The sequence below is a fragment of the Mycoplasma sp. 6243 genome, from assembly GCF_051200785.1.
GTDB lineage: Bacteria > Bacillota_I > Bacilli_A > Mycoplasmatales > Metamycoplasmataceae > Mycoplasmopsis.
The window spans coordinates 791,198-810,229 of the sequence record NZ_CP195154.1; the positions used below are offsets into that span (position 1 = coordinate 791,198).

Consider the following 19,032-nt stretch of genomic DNA (forward strand, 5'->3'; position numbering starts at 1 on the left):
AAAGGATGTATGGCATTTTTATTATGATTGCTTGGATTTTTAAAGGCATTTGTTGGTACACCTGCCCTATTAGTTGGAATTTTTACAATGATAGGTGCTTTGGTGCTACGTAAGAAGGCATCCCAAGTAATAATTTCTACATTTAAAGTCATTGTTGGATTTTTAATCCTAGGTGGTGGAGCAGGTGTACTTGTTGGTTCACTTAATAAGTTTCAACCTGTTTTTGAATCAGTTTATGGATTAAATGGAATTATTCCAAACAATGATGCATTTGCAGGAGCACTTGCTCAAGCATTACCATCAATTGCTACCTTAGGTTCAATTGTAATGCTGGTAGCGATGCTGTTAAACATTGTTTTAGCACTTACTTCAAGATTTAAATATGTTTATTTATCTGGACATGTGCTTTATTACAGTTCATTAATGTTAGCAGCAGTTATGTATGTCATTGGGTTTGATTTTGAACATAAACCAGGCGACTTTGCTCTTGATTTATTTACCTCATCTGCCTTGATGGCAATTTATATGGTGCTTTCTCCTGCAGTCCAACAAAGATATATGAAACAAATTATTGGAAGCAACGAAATTGCACTAGGACATACTGGTGGATTCGGATATGCATTATCAGGTTTAATGGGAGAAGGAATTAATAAATTAAAGAAAGGAAAAGTTTTATCAACTGAAGAAATTAAATTTCCCCAATCATTATTTTTCTTTAGAAATACTTTAGTTTCTATTTCCATAACTGTATTTGTTTTCTATTTAGCTGCCTTTTTACCAGGTGGTATCCTATATGAAATAGGTAAAATTAACGCTAAAAATGCACCTGCTGCATATGAAGTTTTAACATCAGGAAACTGAGTAATTACAATGTTTGTGCAAGCATTTACCTTTACAGCAGGGGTAGAAATAATTTTAGCAGGTGTAAGATTATTTGTTGGCGAACTAGTTCCGATGTATAAAGGATTTAGTGATAAATTAATTAAAAATTCTAAAGCCGCCGTGGATTGTCCGGTTGTATTTCCATATGCACCAAATGCTGTAATAATTGGGTTTATCTCTTCGTTTATTGCTGGTATAATAGGAATGTTCATCACAATTGGACTTGGTAAAGCGGCATTAATACCTGCTGTTGTGCTACCAGGACTAGTTCCTCACTTTTTCTTAGGTGCAACATCAGGGGTGTTTGGAAATATCAAAGGTGGTATCATTGGTGCAATTGTTGGACCATTTGTGGTAGGTTTAATTATCACATTCATTCCTGTAATCTTTGTAGCAGGAAATTGAGCTCCAACAGCAACCAATGAACTAGGGGTGCTAATTGAAAAAACATCTAAAAATATTTCTATAACATCACTTAACTGAGGAGATACTGATTACTTTATTGGATTTATTCCTGGTATCCTTGGTTTAATACCAAAAGTTGGTAAATTCGTAGCTTTTGGAATAATTATTGCTGGTTATCTTACTTTAGTCACAGATGGACTTATCAAAAGATTTGTTTTTGACAAAAGAAAGAAGGATCAACTACAAAATGCATAAAAAAAACTTTACCCATAAAGATTTCATCGCTAACATGCGTGCTGTAGCAATAGATGGAATTAATCACGCAAAACAAGGACATATCGGAATGGCACTTGGTGCTTCAGAAATATTTTATGCCATTGTTGGAGAAAGCTTAAAATTCTCACCAGAACATCCACATTGATTTAACCGTGACCGTTTTGTTTTATCAGCAGGACATGGTTCAATGGGACTTTATTCGTTATATCATTTGATGGGATTACTTACCTTAGAAGATATCAAACAACATAAAATGTATGATTCTAAAACACCATCACATCCAGAAATTGAAAAACTGGATTATGTTGATGCATCAACTGGACCATTAGGGCAAGGGGTCGGTATGGCTGTTGGTATGGCTTTATCAAATAAACATTTATCAAATCGTTTCAACCGTGAAGGACATCGCATTATTAATCATAATGTTATTGCTCTTTGTGGAGATGGAGACTTTCAAGAAGGAGTCGCTCTTGAAGCATGTGCCTTTGCTGGAACCAATAAACTCAATTCATTGATTTTAGTGCATGATTATAATAATATGCAAATTGATACAGCTTCTGAAGAAGTAAATAATATCAATTTTGAAAAATATTTCAAAGCATTAAATTTCAATGTGCAAATTTTAAAAAACAACAATCCTGCTACAATTTTAGCTGCATTAGAACATGCTAAAAAAAGCACACGTCCAAGTTACATCCAGGTTCCTACTACAATTGCTTTCGGAACTAAGGTTGCAAATTCACCTAAAGGACATAATGGAATTTTAGATGAAAAAGCGACAGTAGAATATAAACAAAATTTAGGTTTATCTTACACTAATCCGTTTGAATATGATCCAAATGCATATCAATTTGGCTCAAAATTATTAAAAACCAAACACGGATTTTATTCAAGATGAGAGAAGAAATTAGAAGCTTATCAAACTGAATTTCCTGAATTAGCAGCCGAATTAAAACAACTTATTAACAAAGAAAAACATTTTGATTTCAAAGATTTTCAATTTAAGCAAACTAGTCAAGCATCAAGAAACTATGTTGATGAAATTATGATTTATTTGGATAAAAATCACAAAAACTTCTTAGGAGGTTCTGCTGACTTAAGAGGGGCTACAAAAGTAGGATTTAACAGTGATCGTAATGTAAAATACGGAATTAGAGAGTTTGCAATGTTTGCAATTAACAACGGGATTGCATTACATTCTGGAATGCCAACATTTGGGGCAACATTCTTAGTTTTTGCCGATTATGGAAAGGCAGCATTGAGATTATCATCGATTATGCAACTGCCAAACATCGCTGTATTTAGTCACGATTCATATCAAGTTGGGGGAGATGGACCAACCCACCAACCGGTTGAACAACTTGCAACCTTAAGAAGTATTCCGAACTATCTAGTATTTCGTCCTTGTGATGAAAATGAGATGTTGAATTCATTTAAATATGCATTGAATTCAAAATCTACACCATCAGCAATTATTGCAACCCGTCAACCAATGAAGTCATTTAATTTACAAAAAGAAACATTTAAACCTGCCTACTTTATTTCACAAAATAAATCAGCTGTTGTAAACTTACTTGCATCAGGTTCAGAAGTTGAATTAGTATATAAAGCAGCAGAAGAACTAAAAAGAAGTGATATTGTTGCTAATGTGATTTCAGTTCCATCATTACAGTTATTGCTAGATGACAGTGAATTAATTTCAAAACTTGGTTTAGACAAACTTCCTAATTTTGCAGTTGAAGCATCAAATGATCCACTTTGATATAAATTAGCTTTATATCAAAAATTCGATGGACATTTTGCCAAAGATTTTGGTCACTCAGCACCTGGAGACTTTGTATATCATCTCAATGGGTTTACAAGTGAAAACATATTAACAAAAGTTAAAAGTTTTTTAGAAAAATGCAAATAAAACATCTGGCTTAGGCCAGATTTTTATATTCGTTTATTTAAATATTGATATAGTAAAATCACTTGTTCTATTGGAATCTCTTGGATTCGTATGTTTTCGTGCATTTTAAGACAGTTATAAGCAAATTGTATATCAGACATCGAATAAACACTTTTTAATGCACTTATAAGCTTTTTACGACGGTTTATAAAGCACAGTTTAAAAAATTCTTTATACGTATTTCAGGTGTAGTTATCAATATTATCTTTAAATTCTAAGGAAATAATTGCTGAATCTACTTTTGGAGCAGGGGAAAAACAAGAAGCAGAAACCACAAATTCTATTTTTACATTTGCTAAAAATTGACATGAAAGAGAAAGTTTGGAATATTCTTTACTTTTATAATTTGCAACAATACGCTGAGCTACTTCTTTTTGCACCATCAAAATCACCTTTGAAAATTTATCTCGATGTTCAAAAATTTTAAAAAGAATATCAGTTGTGATATAGTAAGGAATATTTGCAACAATAATGCTTTTAGGTAGATTTGATAAATCGGCTTTCAAAAAGTCTTGCTGGTAGATAAATAAGTTTTCTGTATTGATATTTTCTTTTAATATATTCACCATATCCGGATCGATTTCATATACATACACAGATTTAGCAATTTTGATAAGTTGCAATGTTAATGCACCTCTACCTGGACCTATTTCAACAATATAATCATATGTTCCAACAAGATTAATAATTTTATTAATAATATTTTTATCAATTAAGAAGTTTTGACCAAACCTCTTTTTAGCATATACTACATTTTTCATTATAAATTAAATAACTTCCTTAAATTTCGATTAATTCGATCTACAAATTTATCCATTCCGATTGATTTTAAACCTGCAATATAATAAGCAACATAAACAACTGTAATAGGTTCGTTTATTTGGTTGCGATATGGATGTACCCTTAAATATGGAGAATCTGTTTCAGTTAAAAACCTATCAAGAGGAAGCATTTTAACAACATCTCTGGTTTTATCTGCAGAACCAAAAGTTATTACACCACTGAAAGAAAAGTATAAATTCTTAAACTCCATAAATTTCTTTGCTCAATATAAATCTCCTGCAAAAGTATGCAATATACATTTTAAATTTGGATATTTTTTTAATATATCATAGACATCTCGGTAAGCTTGATATACATTTTCTTTATCACGGATATGAATAACAGCAGGAAGATTATATTTATTTGCTAATTTTATTTGATTTTCAAAACTAAGCAATTGTTTTTCTTTTGATAAACCATCTTCATAATAATAATCTAAACCTATTTCACCGATTCCTACAATTAAATTTTGATGTTCATTTAGAAGTTTTTCAACTTGCAGATAGCCATTTTCACCTTCACCAGATTCGGGGTGGATACCGATGCAAGCTTTTATAAAATGATATTTCAAAGCAAGATCGATACATTCAAGATTGTTTTTGTGAGAACCCCCGTTATTAATTATAAATTCAATATTGTTGTTGTTAATACCCGCAACAATATTTTCAATCTCTTCTTTTTTATAATACTCTGTAAACAAATGACAATGAGCGTCGATAAATTTATTTTTTTTATTTGACATTATTTTCCTAAACAAAAGTTTGCAAACATCACATCTAAAAGGTCTTCGCGATTAGCGTTTCCTTTGATATTTTGCAACTCATCTCAAGCATTATATAAATCAATAATAATCACATCGTAAGTTTGATCGTTTTGTAAGGATTTTCTTGCTTCCTTGATTGAATTTAGTGCAGATTTTATTAGTGATAATTGACGAGTGTTATTAAAAATTCTTTCATCAAAAATGTTAATATCTGCAAAGTTCTTAACCATTGCTTCTTCAAGCTCTTTGATGTCATTATTCAAAGCAGAAACATTAACAATGTTAGTATTTTTATTATTAACCAAATCCGATTTATTTTGAACTTTTATATAAAACTTCCCTAGTTTTTGGCTTTCTTTAAAAATCATTTCATCAAATTCATCTTCTTTTTGACTTGGATCAAGGATGTGAACCACTAAATCAGCTTTTTTAATTTGCTCAAGTGATTTTTTTATCCCAATTTGTTCAATTACTTCTGTTGTTTTTCTTAGTCCTGCTGTATCAATAAGTTTAAATAAAATTCCATTAATTTGATAACTTGCTTCAACTAAATCCCTGGTGGTTCCTGCAATATCAGTTACAATTGCTTTTTCTTCGCTTAATAATGTATTTAAAATGCTGCTTTTACCAACATTAGGTTTACCTAAAAGAGCAACATGAACTCCGTCAAAAATGTATCTACTATCTTCAGAAACTTTTACAATTTGCTCAAGTTTTGTAATTAAATTTTCAACTTTTTTCAGCATCAATGGAGTAGAAATTTTTTCAACATCTTCATATTCAGGATAATCAATATTTACTTCACAAATACCAATTAATAAAGCTAAATCATTAGAAAATTCATCAATTAGTTGTGATGCTTTACCGTTAAATTTATTTACACTTGCAAATGCTTGTGAAGTAGTTTGTGACATAATTAAATCATGTATCGCCTCTGCTTTAACTAAATCCATTTTACCGTTTAAAAATGCTCTACGGGTAAATTCACCTTTTTCTGCTAATCTGCAACCATTTGCTAAAAGTAGTTCTAATACCTTATTTGTTACTACAATTCCACCGTGACAATTAATTTCAATCAAAGGTTCACCAACATAATTGTTATAAATTATTTTTCCTTTCGATTCTTTACCGACAAACCACATTATCAAGACTTCATCAACTAAAATATCGTTATCAAAAATATGACCATATGTAATTTGATGATCATCTCCAACCTTACCATTAAAAATTTTTTTAACTATCTTAACGGCATCTGGACCTGCTACACGAACAATAGAAATCGGTTGATTTATTCGTGAACCACTACTAATTGCTGCTATATTTTCGTTCATTTTCTTATTATATAAAATTATATATTTATGTAAAAAAAATGTGGAATTTCAATTAAAAATTCCTGTATTAGTCCGTATTTAGTTCGTCTGTAATAATTTCCATAATTTTATGTTTATAAATGTTATAAATTAAAAGGGGAAACCTCAGAAAAAGGAAAACTATGGCAGAAATAAAACCGTACGTAGATGATCAATTTGTATTTAAAATTGACTTAAAAAAAGACACATTATTAAAGAACAAAAACAACTATAATTTTAAACTAAAAATTATGAAATCCTTATTTGATTCATATGAAAAATATTTAGATCATATTCGTAAGAAATTGATTAGGATTCGTTTTAATACCTTAGAGACAGAAGAAAATAGGATTGCTGAATTAAAAAATTTTGAAAGAAAACTAAATGATAAAAATGATATTATTCACACAATTTTAAATTATCTTACACCACGAAATGCTTGGATTATTGAAAAATGCTATTTAGATCGTGCAACTAGGAGTAAAACAACTTGATATGAAGAACACTTTTCTAAAACAACCTTTTATAAGTATAAAAAAGATGCAATTAATCAGTTTGTAGGTTACTTTTATGATTCCTTATTATTATAATTATGATGATGTCCAGCGAAGCAGTGAGTTAATTGTTGAAAATGTTACATATAATATTGAAGATAATCAAGTTGTAAAAACATTTAACAGAAATTTTGAAATAGAAATTATAAGAAATTTAGGTGCAAAGAAAACTGTAATTTTGTTTCGAACTTTAAATGGTGCAAATGCAGTTGAAAATCTTCATAAATACAAAGTGCATATTTTTTATGGTAATAAAGATCACGATATCTTTGATGCAAGTTTGCAAAGATTTGGTTTAATTTATGATTTAACTAATGAGAACAAGCAAATTTCGATAGTTTTAGCAACCGATGATGATAAACCTTTAAGAAAAATCAAAATCCAAGAAAATCATATTAAAAATTATGTTGATAATTTAATCATAAAAGAAAATTTAGCAAAACTTTTAATCCCTTATTCTATTACTTATCGTATTCATAATAAAAAGTTAGAGATTAGCAAAAGGTATTGGAATGTCTTTTTAACTTTTGATGATTTAAATACATCAAAAGGTGTGACAACACCTTTAAAATTATATGTTTATCGCGATAAATCATATGATGAAAAAATAGAAAAATATCTACCAAACTCCACGTCTTTTGATGTAATAAAAAGTAATTATGCAGCAAGTTTTGATAAAGATAAAAAAGAGCAAAAGATAGAATTAGCAGATAAAAAAGTAGCAGGAATTAATAAGATAAGCTACGATTTTGATTTTGTTACATCTGCAAAGGCAGAAGATGCAAAATTGATTCAAAAAATTGATAATTCAGTTGTAGTAAATAAAAACTTTTCAGGTGAGTTGAATTCTAAGTTTTACATTGAAACAAATTATGCAAAGTTTATAATCAACCGCAAACAAAACTTTAAAGCATTGAGCAAACCAAGTAAAGCAAATTCATTAATTATTCAAGAATTGCCGATAAATAATTCAGAAGAATTTAAAAAACAAATTTTTAAATACTCTGTTTTAATTGAGAAACTCTATGACATAAATACTTTTAAACTTAATCAGTGAATTAAAAGAAAGAAAAATGAAGAAGATTTATAAATTCACAATATCTATATTAGTAGGCTTTTCGATTGCAGGAGTTGGTTATGGAATATACACAGTAGTAAATAAAAAAGAAGAAGTTAAAGAAGAAAATACTAATAAAGAAGATACGGTTCCTATTAAAGAGAAAGAGATAGCTACATCTTTTCCAATTCTAGAACCTAGGTATTTTGCTAAATATGTTCAAGAAGACGAATATGGTAATTATATTTTAGATAAAAAAATAGTTGAAGAAATAATCAAAGATATTATCCGTAGGTTTGCTAAGGAAAAAGGGCAAATTGATTTTAATTATGAACAAATAAATGAAAAAGAAATACTTTTATTATTAAAATATAGCGATAAAAGTGATAGTGAGATTAAAAAGTATCTTATTAAATTAGCAGAATAAAAAATTAAAAAATTAGCAAATAAACAAAAAATGTGCTAAAATTTAAATACTATGAGTACAAAGAGAGATTATTATGAAGTTTTAGGAGTAAGTAAAACAGCAAGCGAGCAAGAGATTAAATCAGCTTATCGTTCGTTAGCTAAAAAATATCACCCAGATAAATCAACTGATGCAGATAGTCATACAAAGATGCAGGAAATAAATGAAGCATATGAAGTGCTTTCAGATTCTAAAAAACGTAGTGCATATGATCAATTTGGACATGCTGGAGCAAATGGACAATATGCAAATGGAGCAAATTATTCGGATTTTGCAAGTAGTTTCGAAGGGTTTGGTGATATTTTTGAATCAATATTTTCAGGTTTTGGTGGTGGTTCTCGCAAAACAAGCAATCAACCACGAAAGGGTCAAGATATCCATGCAACAATGGAAATTACTTTTATGCAATCTTTAATGGGTGAAAATATTAAACAAAAGATGTATAAAAATGAAACATGTTTACATTGCGGTGGAAGTGGAGCTGAAAGTGCATCTGATATCCAAACTTGTTCAACATGTAGAGGTAGTGGTCATGTAACCAAAGTGGCACGTGGTATCTTTGGACAAATGCAACAGCATGTTGTTTGTGGAACTTGTGGTGGAGTTGGTAAAAGAATAACTAAAAAATGTAGTGTATGTCGTGGTAACAAATATGAAAGACAACTTAAAACTGTTAACTTACAAATCCCACAAGGAATAGATGATGGTAGAGAATTAAGACTCGATGGTTATGGTGAACCAGGAATTAATGGTGGATCATCAGGAGATATGTATATTCAAATACGTATTAAACCACATAAACATTTTAAACGCAAAGATAATGATTTATATTTAAATTATCCAGTATCAGTTTTCGATGTGCTAGCAGAAAGAGATGTTATTATTCCTACACCTTATGGCGATGTAAGTTATACATTAAAAAGAAGTTATGTATCTGGTCAAGAAATTAGAATTCCAGGTAAGGGCGTTAAAAACAAATATGGAGTTGGTAATTTAATTGTTATTTTAAGTTTTATAGTTCCTGATATTTCTAGAAAAGAAGCAAAACTACTTAATGAAGTTCTTGCACAGATTTCAGATACAACTAATTCTGACATTTATAAACAAATTCAAAAGACATTAAAATAGGCAGATAAAATCTGCTTATTTTATAAATTGCTCTATATAACGAGCTAATCCAGATTCAGAACAAGGAAATTTTGTAACTTCATCAGCAATTTCTTTTAATTCAGGAACAGCATTAGCCATTGCAACTAATTTACCAATATGTTCTTTAGCAGATGCATCATTCATTGAATCACCGATATGCATTGCTTCTTTTGGATCGATTCCTCATAATTCACATAATCTTGCCTCTTCTGCACCCTTAGAAATACCTACATTTGTTATTTCGATAATATTGTTGCTTCCAGATAAAGAAACATTTAATTTTCCATCAAATTTTTCACTTCATTTTTCAGCCAGCTTTAAAATCTTATTTTTTGATAGACTTCAAATCAATGCTTTAGCAGGTTCAAAATCTTTATTATATTGTGAATATTTTTTTGCTGTTTTTTTACCAAAACCCATTACTAGACGATAAAATCAGTTTTTGGTATATGCATGTTCTCTTGGATTAGAATCATAAACAACAAAGCATTTATTTTTCTTTATTTCATCAAATAATTCATTAGCAATATCTTTTGGAATAACAACTGAATGGACAACTTGTCCATTTATAACAGTTTGTGCACCATTTCAAGCAATATAAGAGTTTGAACCTAAACTTTGAACAATAGCAAGAGTTTTAGGATTAACCCCACGTCCTGTTGAAACTACAATAGGAATAAAATTTTGAACTTTTTTAACTATTTCCTTAGTAAATTCGGTTACTTCTTTTTGTCAAAACTTTTCTCCAGGACCATCAATTGCTGTTCCATCTAAGTCAATAAAAATAATTTTAGGTTTATTCATAAATTAATTATACAAAATTATAATTTACTATAAAATACTGCTATAAAAAAATTTTATGAATTTCTTTTATAAAATGAAAAAATAATATAATTTTGCATTAGAAAATAAAAGTAAAAACTTTTAAACATGGACACTTTTGTGGTACTAAAAATGTGTTTTGTTAAAAATTGAATTCTCTCCAACATTGTTGTGGAGTTTTCCAATTTAAAACTGATTGGAATCTAATTTTATTATAAAAATTTATATATTCATCAATTAATTGATAAATTTCGTTAAATGTTAATTTATTTAAGTTGTATAAATTTAAGCATTCTGATTTTATAACAGAAAAGAAATATTCTGATTCTCTGTTGTCTAGTGAATTTCCTATTCGTGACATTGAAATTTGAGCATTTAATTTTTGTGTTAACTTTATATATTCTTTTGAAGAATATTGATATCCGTGATCGGAATGAAGTATTCATTTATCTTTAAAATGAATTTTTGAAATGTGCTTCAATAACAAGTTTTGTGTCATTTGTTTCTGAAAGGTTTCAAGACACAACATGCTTTTGTTTTGTGATGTATTGCAACTGATAAATATAAATGATTTGATTCTGAATCTTTTGGAGCAGTAATATATGAAACATCTATAGAAACAATGTTATTCTTTTCACCGTTATAATCTCTTTGCACAAGATCGATAAATTTTACATTTATATCCTTTTTTCTTTTTTTCTTTTCTTTTGTCTAACGAGACATTTTAAAGAAAATTTGTTCATTATTCTCCCTATTTTCCTGTAATTTAGGTTTATTTTATATTTTTTGTAGATGTAAATCGATAATCTTACACGACCATATAAACCTTTATTTTCTTTGAAAGATTTAATAACAAGTTCTTCATCAGAAGTATTTTTAAGCTTCTGGTTTTGGTAAATTAATTTGTTTCTTTCATCTGAAATAACTAGTTCTTGAAATACCTAAAAGGTAAAGAATTTTGTTTAACGAAACATAAGAATTTAACTTCTTAATTTTTGAAATTGCTTCATCTAAATCGATTTCATTATTTGTGGATTCAGTAAAAATTTTCAAAATTTCTATCACAAACTCTTTGCTGTAATTATTCAGTTCATCGTATTTAATGTTTAACTTAATTTTCTTTCTTCCGACACCTTTATTTTTCTTCAAAGACTTTCCTGTCTTGCTGCATAAATTCATATTTAAATTATATATTTTTATCTTATTTTTGAAATTTTTAATTACTTCTTTTGTTAATTTTGTATTTCTAATTTTGCAAAATTCAATTCAAAAAATATTTACTTCAATTTTAGATTTACAACTTTGATATTTTTCGATTCAAAATTTTCATTGTTCGTGAGTTAGGTGTTTTCACATATTTTTACTCCTTTTTTATCAAAAATCGCTAGGGTGGTACTACCCTACGTCCTACTTTATTTTTAAAGAAAAAATCTTTTATTTTTCGTGAATTATTAAACAAAATTTTACTAATTACTATAGTATATAATTTTGTAAGGATTTAATAATGAACAATAACTTTGAATTATCTAATTTCGAAAAAACAAGACTGATAAATTTACAAACAGTAATGCAATTTAGTGATTTAACAATACAGAGTTTAGCAAAAAAATCGGAAAATCTCTCGTAACTGTTATTAAATATAAGAAAATTATATAAAAGGGAGAAGAAGTTTATTAAAAAATTTGTTCTTCATAAGAATAGAGATAACATTCATGCCTGAAAATACTCAAATGAAGAGATAAAGAAATTAGCAGAAGATTATAATAATAAAAAACTCCTCACTAACGACGGGAAGAGTTCAACAGATTCATATTTGAGTTTGTTTTTATATAATGAAAAGTTTATTTATGTTTTAAATGTGTGTTTTTAAATAATTTTAAATGTTTTTGTTAAAAAACTAAAAAACAACTTATTATTTAATTTAAATTCTTATTTTTTGTTATATTTTAAGAATCCAAAAAATCTTTTTGTCTTATTTTTACCTGCTTGTTAAAAATTTATTTAAAGTTTATCATCATTGAATAATGATTTCCTTTGTTTATTCTTGTTCACTTTACCCAATTTATATACTTATCTAAATTTTTACTTGAAACTCCGTTATATACATTTTCAATTAATTCTTTAATCTTGTGATGAAAATTATTAACATTTTGTATATGTAATTTTTCCCTTACACTTTTTGTTTTATCTGAATTTTCTTTATAAACAAAAGATTTTTTCTTAGAAGCACCAACAATATAATGAGATGCACCTATCTTATTTATAAAAGGTTTATATGATGTTTCCCCATCAGTTATAAATTTTGCAGATTCAGGATTTTTAACTTTGTATTTAAAAGCAAAATATAGTTTTTCTGCAGAAGGTTTACCTTTTCCTAAATAAGAAATTGCGATTCCCCATTTCTATCAACCATAGTAGAAACACAATCTAAATCACTATTTATACCTCTTTTTGAGTTATAGTATAAAGATTTTCCACGTTTTCTTGCTGCTCTACCTATTCCGTTCTTGTGTCTACCTTTTTTACATCAAGAAAATATATTTCGTCAAGTCTCGATTATTCCACTACTGACATCTGATTCTTTTTGCTTAGATTTAATAAAATCTAATAATTTATGTCTTCAAACAAAAGTTTGTTTTTAAATTAATTCCACAAATCGCTGCAGTTTCTTTAAGTGTTAATTTCTTTAAATGACACTCAAGAAACATTTGATATTTAAACTTGATGTGTTTTTCTTAAGCCTTTCAAAAACTGTTCCAGTGCAATTACTAAAAGTTTTCTTACAATCTAAACATTCTATAACGAGAGCATGTTGTTTGTTGAACCGTGCTTGTGTATCTTTACAGATCCACTATCTATGACAATATTTAGGTTTTTCTATTGTTATATCTTTACTATTATTTCATGAAGTAATATAAGATGCTAATACTTCTTTAACATCATTCGGAAGCGTCAGTAAATGACTTTATTCATGAATTTATTATTAATTTTAGTTGTTTGAGTTTTTCATCTTTTGTTGACATTACTAAATTATACATTATTTTCAAATAAAACACATTTAAAACATATATAGCCATTTATATCTACAAGGCAGACCCATATGCATCGCAGCAAAAGGGTGGGATTGAAAATTTCAACGGACTGGTTCGTAGATATTTTCCAAAGGGCACAAACTTCAATAATGTCACAGAAGATCAATTACTTTTAGTCCAAAACGAAATAAATAAAATGCCTCGAAAACTTTTTAAATACCAAAGTTCAGATGAGTTATTTTATCATTACAATTATTTTTTAGATCCTTGAAAACCTATACCAGATGAAGAACCTTTATATGCTTACAGTTATTTAAAAAGACAATCAAATACATCGAAAAATAAATTTTTCAAGAAATATAAATAGAAAATTAAACTAGATAGAAAAAGGAATATCAGTAATTTTTGATTACTGATTTTGTTTTCTTTCTTTTTTTCTTTTGTGAAAAATATAAGTAAACAAAAGAAGACAAATATTGATTTTTAAGTCTTTATTCGTCTTCTTAATCATTGCATTTAGTGTAGCTTCTTTAATTGCAATTCAGCGAAGGGCATTCGCTCTTCTTTTAAATATTCAGTACCTTTGATATTGATCAAATCAGATTAGCTCCCGATGCAATAAGTTGGTTATTACCATCATCAATATCCGAGCCTGGAAAACAAAAAATTTCCTTACCTAAGTTTAAAAATGCTGATATTAAATTATTTGACTTAGATTCTTTTTTTAGTGACAAGGATAACAAACATTTTGCTAGTGTTGCTGCAATAAAATTACTTTGTTTAAAATATTTAATCTGTGGATGTGTATCTGGTGGATATTGACTTATAACAAGTTCATTATCTAAATTCATTCCACGATAATCATAACTATCAAGGCCTTCTTTAGCTAAATGTATGATTTTACCACCCTTAGAGCGAAATAAATTTACAAATTCACTTTCTGTCTTTTTATAATCATTAGTTATCAATACAACTTCTTTTACTAGTACATCAAGGTTTTTGTTTATTATGCTCCAATTATAAGTGTCTCAAAGTTCATTAATAATATAAAATTTTTCTTTTGCAGCAACTAAATCATAATTACCACGATAATAAATAGCAAAAACACATTCATTTATTTCATATAACTCCTTAGGATAGTCATTTTCGATAATTGTTTTATATTCGATACCTAAGTTTCTTAGGTTGCTTTTAATATTTTCTATTTCTTTATTAGGAATCTGACTACCATTTTGAATGTGTTTATAAATTTGATATTGGTCACCTTTAAATTTTGTACTAAAATATAAAATTACATCTTTCATCTTTTCTCCATTTTTATTATTTATTTTTATACAAAATAAACTGTAAATGAACCAAAAAAGGAAAATAAATTTATAAAATTACACATTATTTTATGTTATTTTTGTATAAAAAGGTATATAATAATCGCTAAATAAATAACATTATTATTTATGTTTAATCACCATTTATATTATTTATATAATTAATAGAAATAAAATAATGTTTGAAATAAAAACTAAATCAAAATTAAGAACGGAAACATAATGGATAAAACTTGTAATTCACCCAAACCAAGTGTTTTTAGTTTTTTTAAACTAAGAAGAAAAAACAGAACATCTGCAGAGCGTCCCAAAGATATAAAATCTTGAATTATTCATGGTTTTTCAGAGTTTTTTGGAACATTATTATTAACATTACTGCTTGCGGGTTTATCTACTAATATAACTGTTGTAAAAGGACAAGGTTCTCCTTTAACAATAGAAAACTTTTTATTACATCCAATTGTAGTCGGTTTTTATGTGGGGTTTATAGCCGTTGGTTTAGTTTTATTTATTTTCAACAGATGAAGTAGTGACCTAAATCCTGCTGTGTCAATGTATCGATATCTGTGTGGTAGTCAAACAGGTTGATATGTATCATATAAAATATTTATGCAAATGCTTGCAGCAATAGTTGCTGGTGCTATTATTTTTGCTGTTGGTAAAGCAACAGCAGTACATCATATTGGCTATTTATCTAATCAACCATGAAATACAATAACCGCTACCAAAAAAGCATATTACTTTTTCCGTGGAGACTGAACACCTAATTATGCAATGCTAAGTGGTTCGATATGAATATTTTTTATTGAACTGATTATGACTGCAATCTTGCTTTTCCCTATTTTTTCACCTAATATATACGACAAATACCGTGATATCTTAATAATGTTTATTATTTCGCTTGCTGTATGAATGGGGCTTTTAGGTGGTTCGGTAGCAATTAATCCGTTTCGTGGTTTAGCACAACAATTGCCTGTTCTTGCTTTTGAAAACAACATCACTACAGATGGATACTTACAAATTCAAAACACTTTGCAAGGCTATGATGTTATCAAAGATGCAACTAATTCTGTTTCTGCTGAAGCAGTATCTGTTTATCAAAATTCAGTAATTTCTGCAACAATTTCAATGTTGTTAGGTGGTTTATTTGCTCCTGCATTCTATATGTTTATGCAAGGATTGACTGCTCGATGATTTAATCCTTGTGTGCTAAAAATTATTGGTTTTAAAAATAAAAAAGCAGAATGTATGGAAAAATGTGAAGAATCAAACCAAAATGGTAAAATTGAACATAAATAGTTCAATTTTTTAATCGGAGTAATATGGATTGAAAAACACACTTAATTTTGACCATCTTTTTTATTAGTTTTTTTACTTTACTTTTTATAACCCTTGTGATTTGATATTTGATATGAAAATACAAATACGATTATAAAAACAATAAAAAAGGACATATATATGAACAAAAAGTTTCGCAAGCAATCAAAAAAGCATTAGTTAAAAAGAGTTTTGAATATGTAAATGGTGGAATTTTTTATTATCAACAAAAAGCATTTGAAACAGATGGATATTTAATTTCTGATTCTTTTTTAGTCATATGCGAAATTAAGTTATATCAAGGAGAAATAGTAGGTTCAAGCACAGATGATAAACTTAAAATATATAACAAAAATCACAAAAAACCAAATTTTGTAAATAACCCAATCTTACAAGCACAAAGAAATCTTAATCATACCTTCAAAATTATTGGTAAAAATGTTCCATATGCATATTTAATTATTGTTCCAAATATTTCAGATATACAGATAAAGGATTTAGAATCTCATATTATATTTATAACCGATGATAAAATTGATGAAACAATTTCAATGCTTGATGATTTTGCTAAAAAACAAATACCAATTATAAATAAAGGTGATGTTAAAACACAGTTAAATGCAATGAAAGCAAAAACAAATAAAGAAAAAAAGGACTTTAAGAAACTTATTCAAAAGGAAAAATATGAATCAAAAAGTAATTAATTTATTATCCGAAAAACTAAGAATTACAACATATCAAGTAAACAAAGTTTTATCGATGCTGCAAGAAGGAAATACAATCCCTTTTATTTCTAGATACCGTCAAGATGAAACAAAGGGTTTAAATGAAGAACAAATTTTTGAAATAGAAAAAGAATATAAGTATAATGTTGAACTTGAAATGCGCAAAGAAAGTATCATTGAAATACTTAAAGAAAAAGATTTGCTAACAAATGAAATCAAAAATGCGATTTTTAAAGCACAAACAAAAAGCGAGTTAGAAGCAATCTATGAACCCTTTAAAGTTGGTAAAATTACAAAAGCCAGTCATGCTATTTCATTGGGTTTAAAACCACTTGCAGATAGTATTTTAAATAATAAAAATCCTAAATTTAACATCCGCAATGAGGCCTCAAAATATTTAAATGATAAGATTACATCAATAGATTTTGCTATTGAACAGGCTAATTTCATTATTGCTCAAAATATATCTCAAGATGTTAAAGTTAGAGATTTTGTTAAAAAATATATCATTAAGAATGCTCATTTAAAAACTAAACGAAACAGAAGTGTAGAAGACCCTGAAAATAAGTTTTTAAGTTATTATAAATTTGATCGACACATTAGAGATGTTAAAAACTATAACATACTTGCAATTAATCGAGCAAGCAAGCTAAAAATCATAACTAAAAACTTTGAATATAAAAAAGAACCTATTATAAATGGTATTTTAAGGATAGTTGATAAACATAAAATTAACGAAAAAAAACTACTTTTACCATTACAGGATGCTTTAAAACGACTTATTTTAACTTCGATTGAAACAGAAATATTTAATGAACTTTTTGAAATAGCACAACATAAAGCAATTCAGATTTTTGCTAACTCAGTTGAAAAACTTCTAACTGCTCCTGCAACATACGGACATACAGTTTTATCAATCGATCCTGGTTATAAAAATGGTTGCAAAATTGCTGTTTTAAATCCAAACGGAGATGTTTTAAAAGTAGATAAAATTTTTCCTTCTTTTACAAGGTTTTATAGTAAAGAAAACAATAATCAACCAAGTGCTACTGGCAAATTAAATGAATTATTTTCTCAGTTTCCACAAATAGATATAGTCGTTATAGGAAACGGGACTGCTTCACAAGAAACCGAGAGATTTATCGCTGAATTCATCAAAAAAAGAAAAATGAAAGTTAAATGAACTGTTGTTTCAGAGGTTGGAGCTAGTGTTTATTCTGCATCAAAAATAGCCCAAGAAGAATTTCCAAACTTATCCGTTGAAGAACGTAGTGCAATTAATATCGGACGCAAATTCTTGGATCCACTAAATGAACTAGTAAAAATCGATCCTAAATCAATTGGTGTGGGGCAATATCAACATGATGTAAACCAAAAAGAACTCGAAGAATCACTAAATCATAAGGTAAATAAGGTAGTAAATGAAACTGGAGTTGACTTAAACTCGGCAACAAAATCAATTTTGTCTTATGTTTCAGGTTTAAACAAATCAAATGTTGAAAAAATACTTGAACATCGTAGAAATAATGGTGTATTCACAAATCGCAAGCAACTGCTATCTATCAAAGGATTGGGTGAAAAAACTTATCAACAGTGTATAGGTTTTTTGAGAATCTTTAATTCAGATAACTTTTTAGACAAAACCTTCATCCACCCTGAATCATATGATTTAGCAAATAAAATTATTAACAAATACAATCTAATACCAAACGAAAAAGGAATAGATGTTTCACATTTAAATATTGAACAACTTATTGATGAATTTAATTCAAACGAATATGATATTAAACTGATTCTGGATGCTTTATCTAATCCGATAAAGAATTTTGACAAAGATAAAACTGGTTTTTTGGTAAAAGATTTTTATCTAGATGAATGAGAATTGAACCCAGGTAATAAATTAAAAGGTACAGTTGAAAATGTAACTGATTTTGGTTTATTTATTTATATTGGACTTAAAAAACATCTTTTTGTTCCAAAAAAAGATGCTAATTTACTTGGTAGCTCAATCTATGAAAAATTTTATGTAGGAATGATAGTAGACACAGAAATAGTCGAAATAGATGAAAAAAGACATCGTGTCAGCGGAAAGATTATAGATAAATAACTATATTAAGTAAATCAGGACAAAAAGATT

General features: G+C 28.0%; 19 protein-coding genes. 10 read left to right on the forward strand and 9 right to left on the reverse strand.

Annotation, left to right across the window (positions count from 1 at the left end):
• The first annotated feature begins 9 nt into the window (after nucleotides 1-9).
• Both ACR82Z_RS03245 and ACR82Z_RS03250 read left to right on the forward strand, forming a co-directional pair.
• The gene (locus ACR82Z_RS03245; protein WP_435128725.1) at nucleotides 10-1,542 is read left to right on the forward strand and encodes a PTS ascorbate transporter subunit IIC; all 1,533 of its coding nucleotides are present in this window, start codon (nucleotides 10-12) and stop codon (nucleotides 1,540-1,542) included.
• The gene (locus tag ACR82Z_RS03250) at nucleotides 1,535-3,475 is read left to right on the forward strand and encodes a transketolase-like TK C-terminal-containing protein (protein ID WP_435128727.1); all 1,941 of its coding nucleotides are present in this window, start codon (nucleotides 1,535-1,537) and stop codon (nucleotides 3,473-3,475) included. The genes ACR82Z_RS03245 and ACR82Z_RS03250 overlap by 8 nt, the downstream gene beginning before the upstream one ends.
• 23 nt (nucleotides 3,476-3,498) lie before the next feature.
• Here the strand turns inward: ACR82Z_RS03250 and rsmA are convergent, their stop codons facing one another.
• The 3 genes from rsmA to mnmE are packed head-to-tail and all read right to left on the reverse strand — an operon-like array spanning nucleotide 3,499 to nucleotide 6,430.
• On the reverse strand, nucleotides 3,499-4,275 hold the full coding sequence (gene rsmA, locus ACR82Z_RS03255) for a 16S rRNA (adenine(1518)-N(6)/adenine(1519)-N(6))-dimethyltransferase RsmA (RefSeq protein ID WP_435128731.1): 777 nt from the start codon (nucleotides 4,273-4,275) through the stop codon (nucleotides 3,499-3,501).
• On the reverse strand, nucleotides 4,275-5,078 hold the full coding sequence (locus tag ACR82Z_RS03260) for a TatD family hydrolase (RefSeq protein WP_435128734.1): 804 nt from the start codon (nucleotides 5,076-5,078) through the stop codon (nucleotides 4,275-4,277). Before ACR82Z_RS03260 ends, rsmA begins: the two co-directional genes overlap by 1 nt.
• Nucleotides 5,078-6,430, reverse strand: a complete 1,353-nt coding sequence (gene mnmE / locus ACR82Z_RS03265) for a tRNA uridine-5-carboxymethylaminomethyl(34) synthesis GTPase MnmE (protein ID WP_435128737.1) — start codon at nucleotides 6,428-6,430, stop codon at nucleotides 5,078-5,080. Before mnmE ends, ACR82Z_RS03260 begins: the two co-directional genes overlap by 1 nt.
• 161 nt (nucleotides 6,431-6,591) lie before the next feature.
• On the opposite strand from mnmE, the gene ACR82Z_RS03270 reads away from it, so the two are divergent.
• From ACR82Z_RS03270 to dnaJ, 4 genes are read left to right on the forward strand one after another with little or no spacing between them, the layout of a single operon-like run.
• Nucleotides 6,592-7,038: an MG284/MPN403 family protein gene (locus tag ACR82Z_RS03270; protein WP_435128739.1), complete on the forward strand. Its 447-nt coding sequence runs from the start codon at nucleotides 6,592-6,594 to the stop codon at nucleotides 7,036-7,038.
• Nucleotides 7,019-8,092: a hypothetical protein gene (locus ACR82Z_RS03275; RefSeq protein ID WP_435128742.1), complete on the forward strand. Its 1,074-nt coding sequence runs from the start codon at nucleotides 7,019-7,021 to the stop codon at nucleotides 8,090-8,092. Before ACR82Z_RS03270 ends, ACR82Z_RS03275 begins: the two co-directional genes overlap by 20 nt.
• The gene (locus tag ACR82Z_RS03280; protein ID WP_435128745.1) at nucleotides 8,076-8,486 is read left to right on the forward strand and encodes an MHO_1590 family protein; all 411 of its coding nucleotides are present in this window, start codon (nucleotides 8,076-8,078) and stop codon (nucleotides 8,484-8,486) included. The genes ACR82Z_RS03275 and ACR82Z_RS03280 overlap by 17 nt, the downstream gene beginning before the upstream one ends.
• Nucleotides 8,487-8,537: 51 nt before the next feature.
• On the forward strand, nucleotides 8,538-9,653 hold the full coding sequence (dnaJ, locus tag ACR82Z_RS03285) for a molecular chaperone DnaJ (protein WP_435128748.1): 1,116 nt from the start codon (nucleotides 8,538-8,540) through the stop codon (nucleotides 9,651-9,653).
• 15 nt (nucleotides 9,654-9,668) lie between these two features.
• Here the strand turns inward: dnaJ and ACR82Z_RS03290 are convergent, their stop codons facing one another.
• The 5 genes from ACR82Z_RS03290 to ACR82Z_RS03310 all read right to left on the reverse strand — a co-directional run bounded on the left by ACR82Z_RS03290 (nucleotide 9,669) and on the right by ACR82Z_RS03310 (nucleotide 11,852).
• Complete coding sequence (locus ACR82Z_RS03290; RefSeq protein ID WP_435128751.1) at nucleotides 9,669-10,478, reverse strand: HAD hydrolase family protein; 810 nt, start codon at nucleotides 10,476-10,478, stop codon at nucleotides 9,669-9,671.
• Between the two features lie 160 nt (nucleotides 10,479-10,638).
• The gene (locus ACR82Z_RS03295) at nucleotides 10,639-10,977 is read right to left on the reverse strand and encodes an IS3 family transposase (RefSeq protein WP_435128754.1); all 339 of its coding nucleotides are present in this window, start codon (nucleotides 10,975-10,977) and stop codon (nucleotides 10,639-10,641) included.
• Nucleotides 10,949-11,107: a hypothetical protein gene (locus tag ACR82Z_RS03300; RefSeq protein WP_435128757.1), complete on the reverse strand. Its 159-nt coding sequence runs from the start codon at nucleotides 11,105-11,107 to the stop codon at nucleotides 10,949-10,951. The genes ACR82Z_RS03295 and ACR82Z_RS03300 overlap by 29 nt, the downstream gene beginning before the upstream one ends.
• A gap of 66 nt (nucleotides 11,108-11,173) precedes the next feature.
• Nucleotides 11,174-11,419 (reverse strand): transposase, encoded by a 246-nt coding sequence (locus ACR82Z_RS03305; RefSeq protein ID WP_435130638.1) that lies wholly within the window; start codon nucleotides 11,417-11,419, stop codon nucleotides 11,174-11,176.
• Nucleotides 11,373-11,852, reverse strand: coding sequence for a hypothetical protein (locus ACR82Z_RS03310; RefSeq protein WP_435128760.1), 480 nt, complete (start codon nucleotides 11,850-11,852; stop codon nucleotides 11,373-11,375). The genes ACR82Z_RS03305 and ACR82Z_RS03310 overlap by 47 nt, the downstream gene beginning before the upstream one ends.
• Nucleotides 11,853-12,000: 148 nt before the next feature.
• On the opposite strand from ACR82Z_RS03310, the gene ACR82Z_RS03315 reads away from it, so the two are divergent.
• Nucleotides 12,001-12,123 (forward strand): hypothetical protein, encoded by a 123-nt coding sequence (locus tag ACR82Z_RS03315; RefSeq protein ID WP_435128362.1) that lies wholly within the window; start codon nucleotides 12,001-12,003, stop codon nucleotides 12,121-12,123.
• A 1,971-nt stretch (nucleotides 12,124-14,094) separates the two neighbouring features.
• On the opposite strand, the gene ACR82Z_RS03320 is transcribed toward ACR82Z_RS03315, so the two are convergent.
• Entirely contained in the window at nucleotides 14,095-14,832 is a 738-nt protein-coding gene (locus ACR82Z_RS03320) for a DNA-processing protein DprA (RefSeq protein WP_435128763.1), read from the reverse strand.
• 243 nt (nucleotides 14,833-15,075) lie between these two features.
• Between ACR82Z_RS03320 and ACR82Z_RS03325 the strand changes: the two genes are divergently transcribed.
• The 3 genes from ACR82Z_RS03325 to ACR82Z_RS03335 all read left to right on the forward strand — a co-directional run bounded on the left by ACR82Z_RS03325 (nucleotide 15,076) and on the right by ACR82Z_RS03335 (nucleotide 19,002).
• A complete protein-coding gene (locus tag ACR82Z_RS03325; protein WP_435128766.1) occupies nucleotides 15,076-16,152 on the forward strand; it encodes an aquaporin in 1,077 nt (358 codons plus the stop codon).
• A 107-nt stretch (nucleotides 16,153-16,259) separates the two neighbouring features.
• Nucleotides 16,260-16,874 carry a nuclease-related domain-containing protein gene (locus tag ACR82Z_RS03330; protein ID WP_435128769.1) on the forward strand — a complete coding sequence of 205 codons (615 nt, stop codon included), beginning with the start codon at nucleotides 16,260-16,262 and terminating at the stop codon, nucleotides 16,872-16,874.
• A complete protein-coding gene (locus tag ACR82Z_RS03335) occupies nucleotides 16,855-19,002 on the forward strand; it encodes a Tex-like N-terminal domain-containing protein (protein WP_435128772.1) in 2,148 nt (715 codons plus the stop codon). The genes ACR82Z_RS03330 and ACR82Z_RS03335 overlap by 20 nt, the downstream gene beginning before the upstream one ends.
• Nucleotides 19,003-19,032 lie beyond the last annotated feature (30 nt).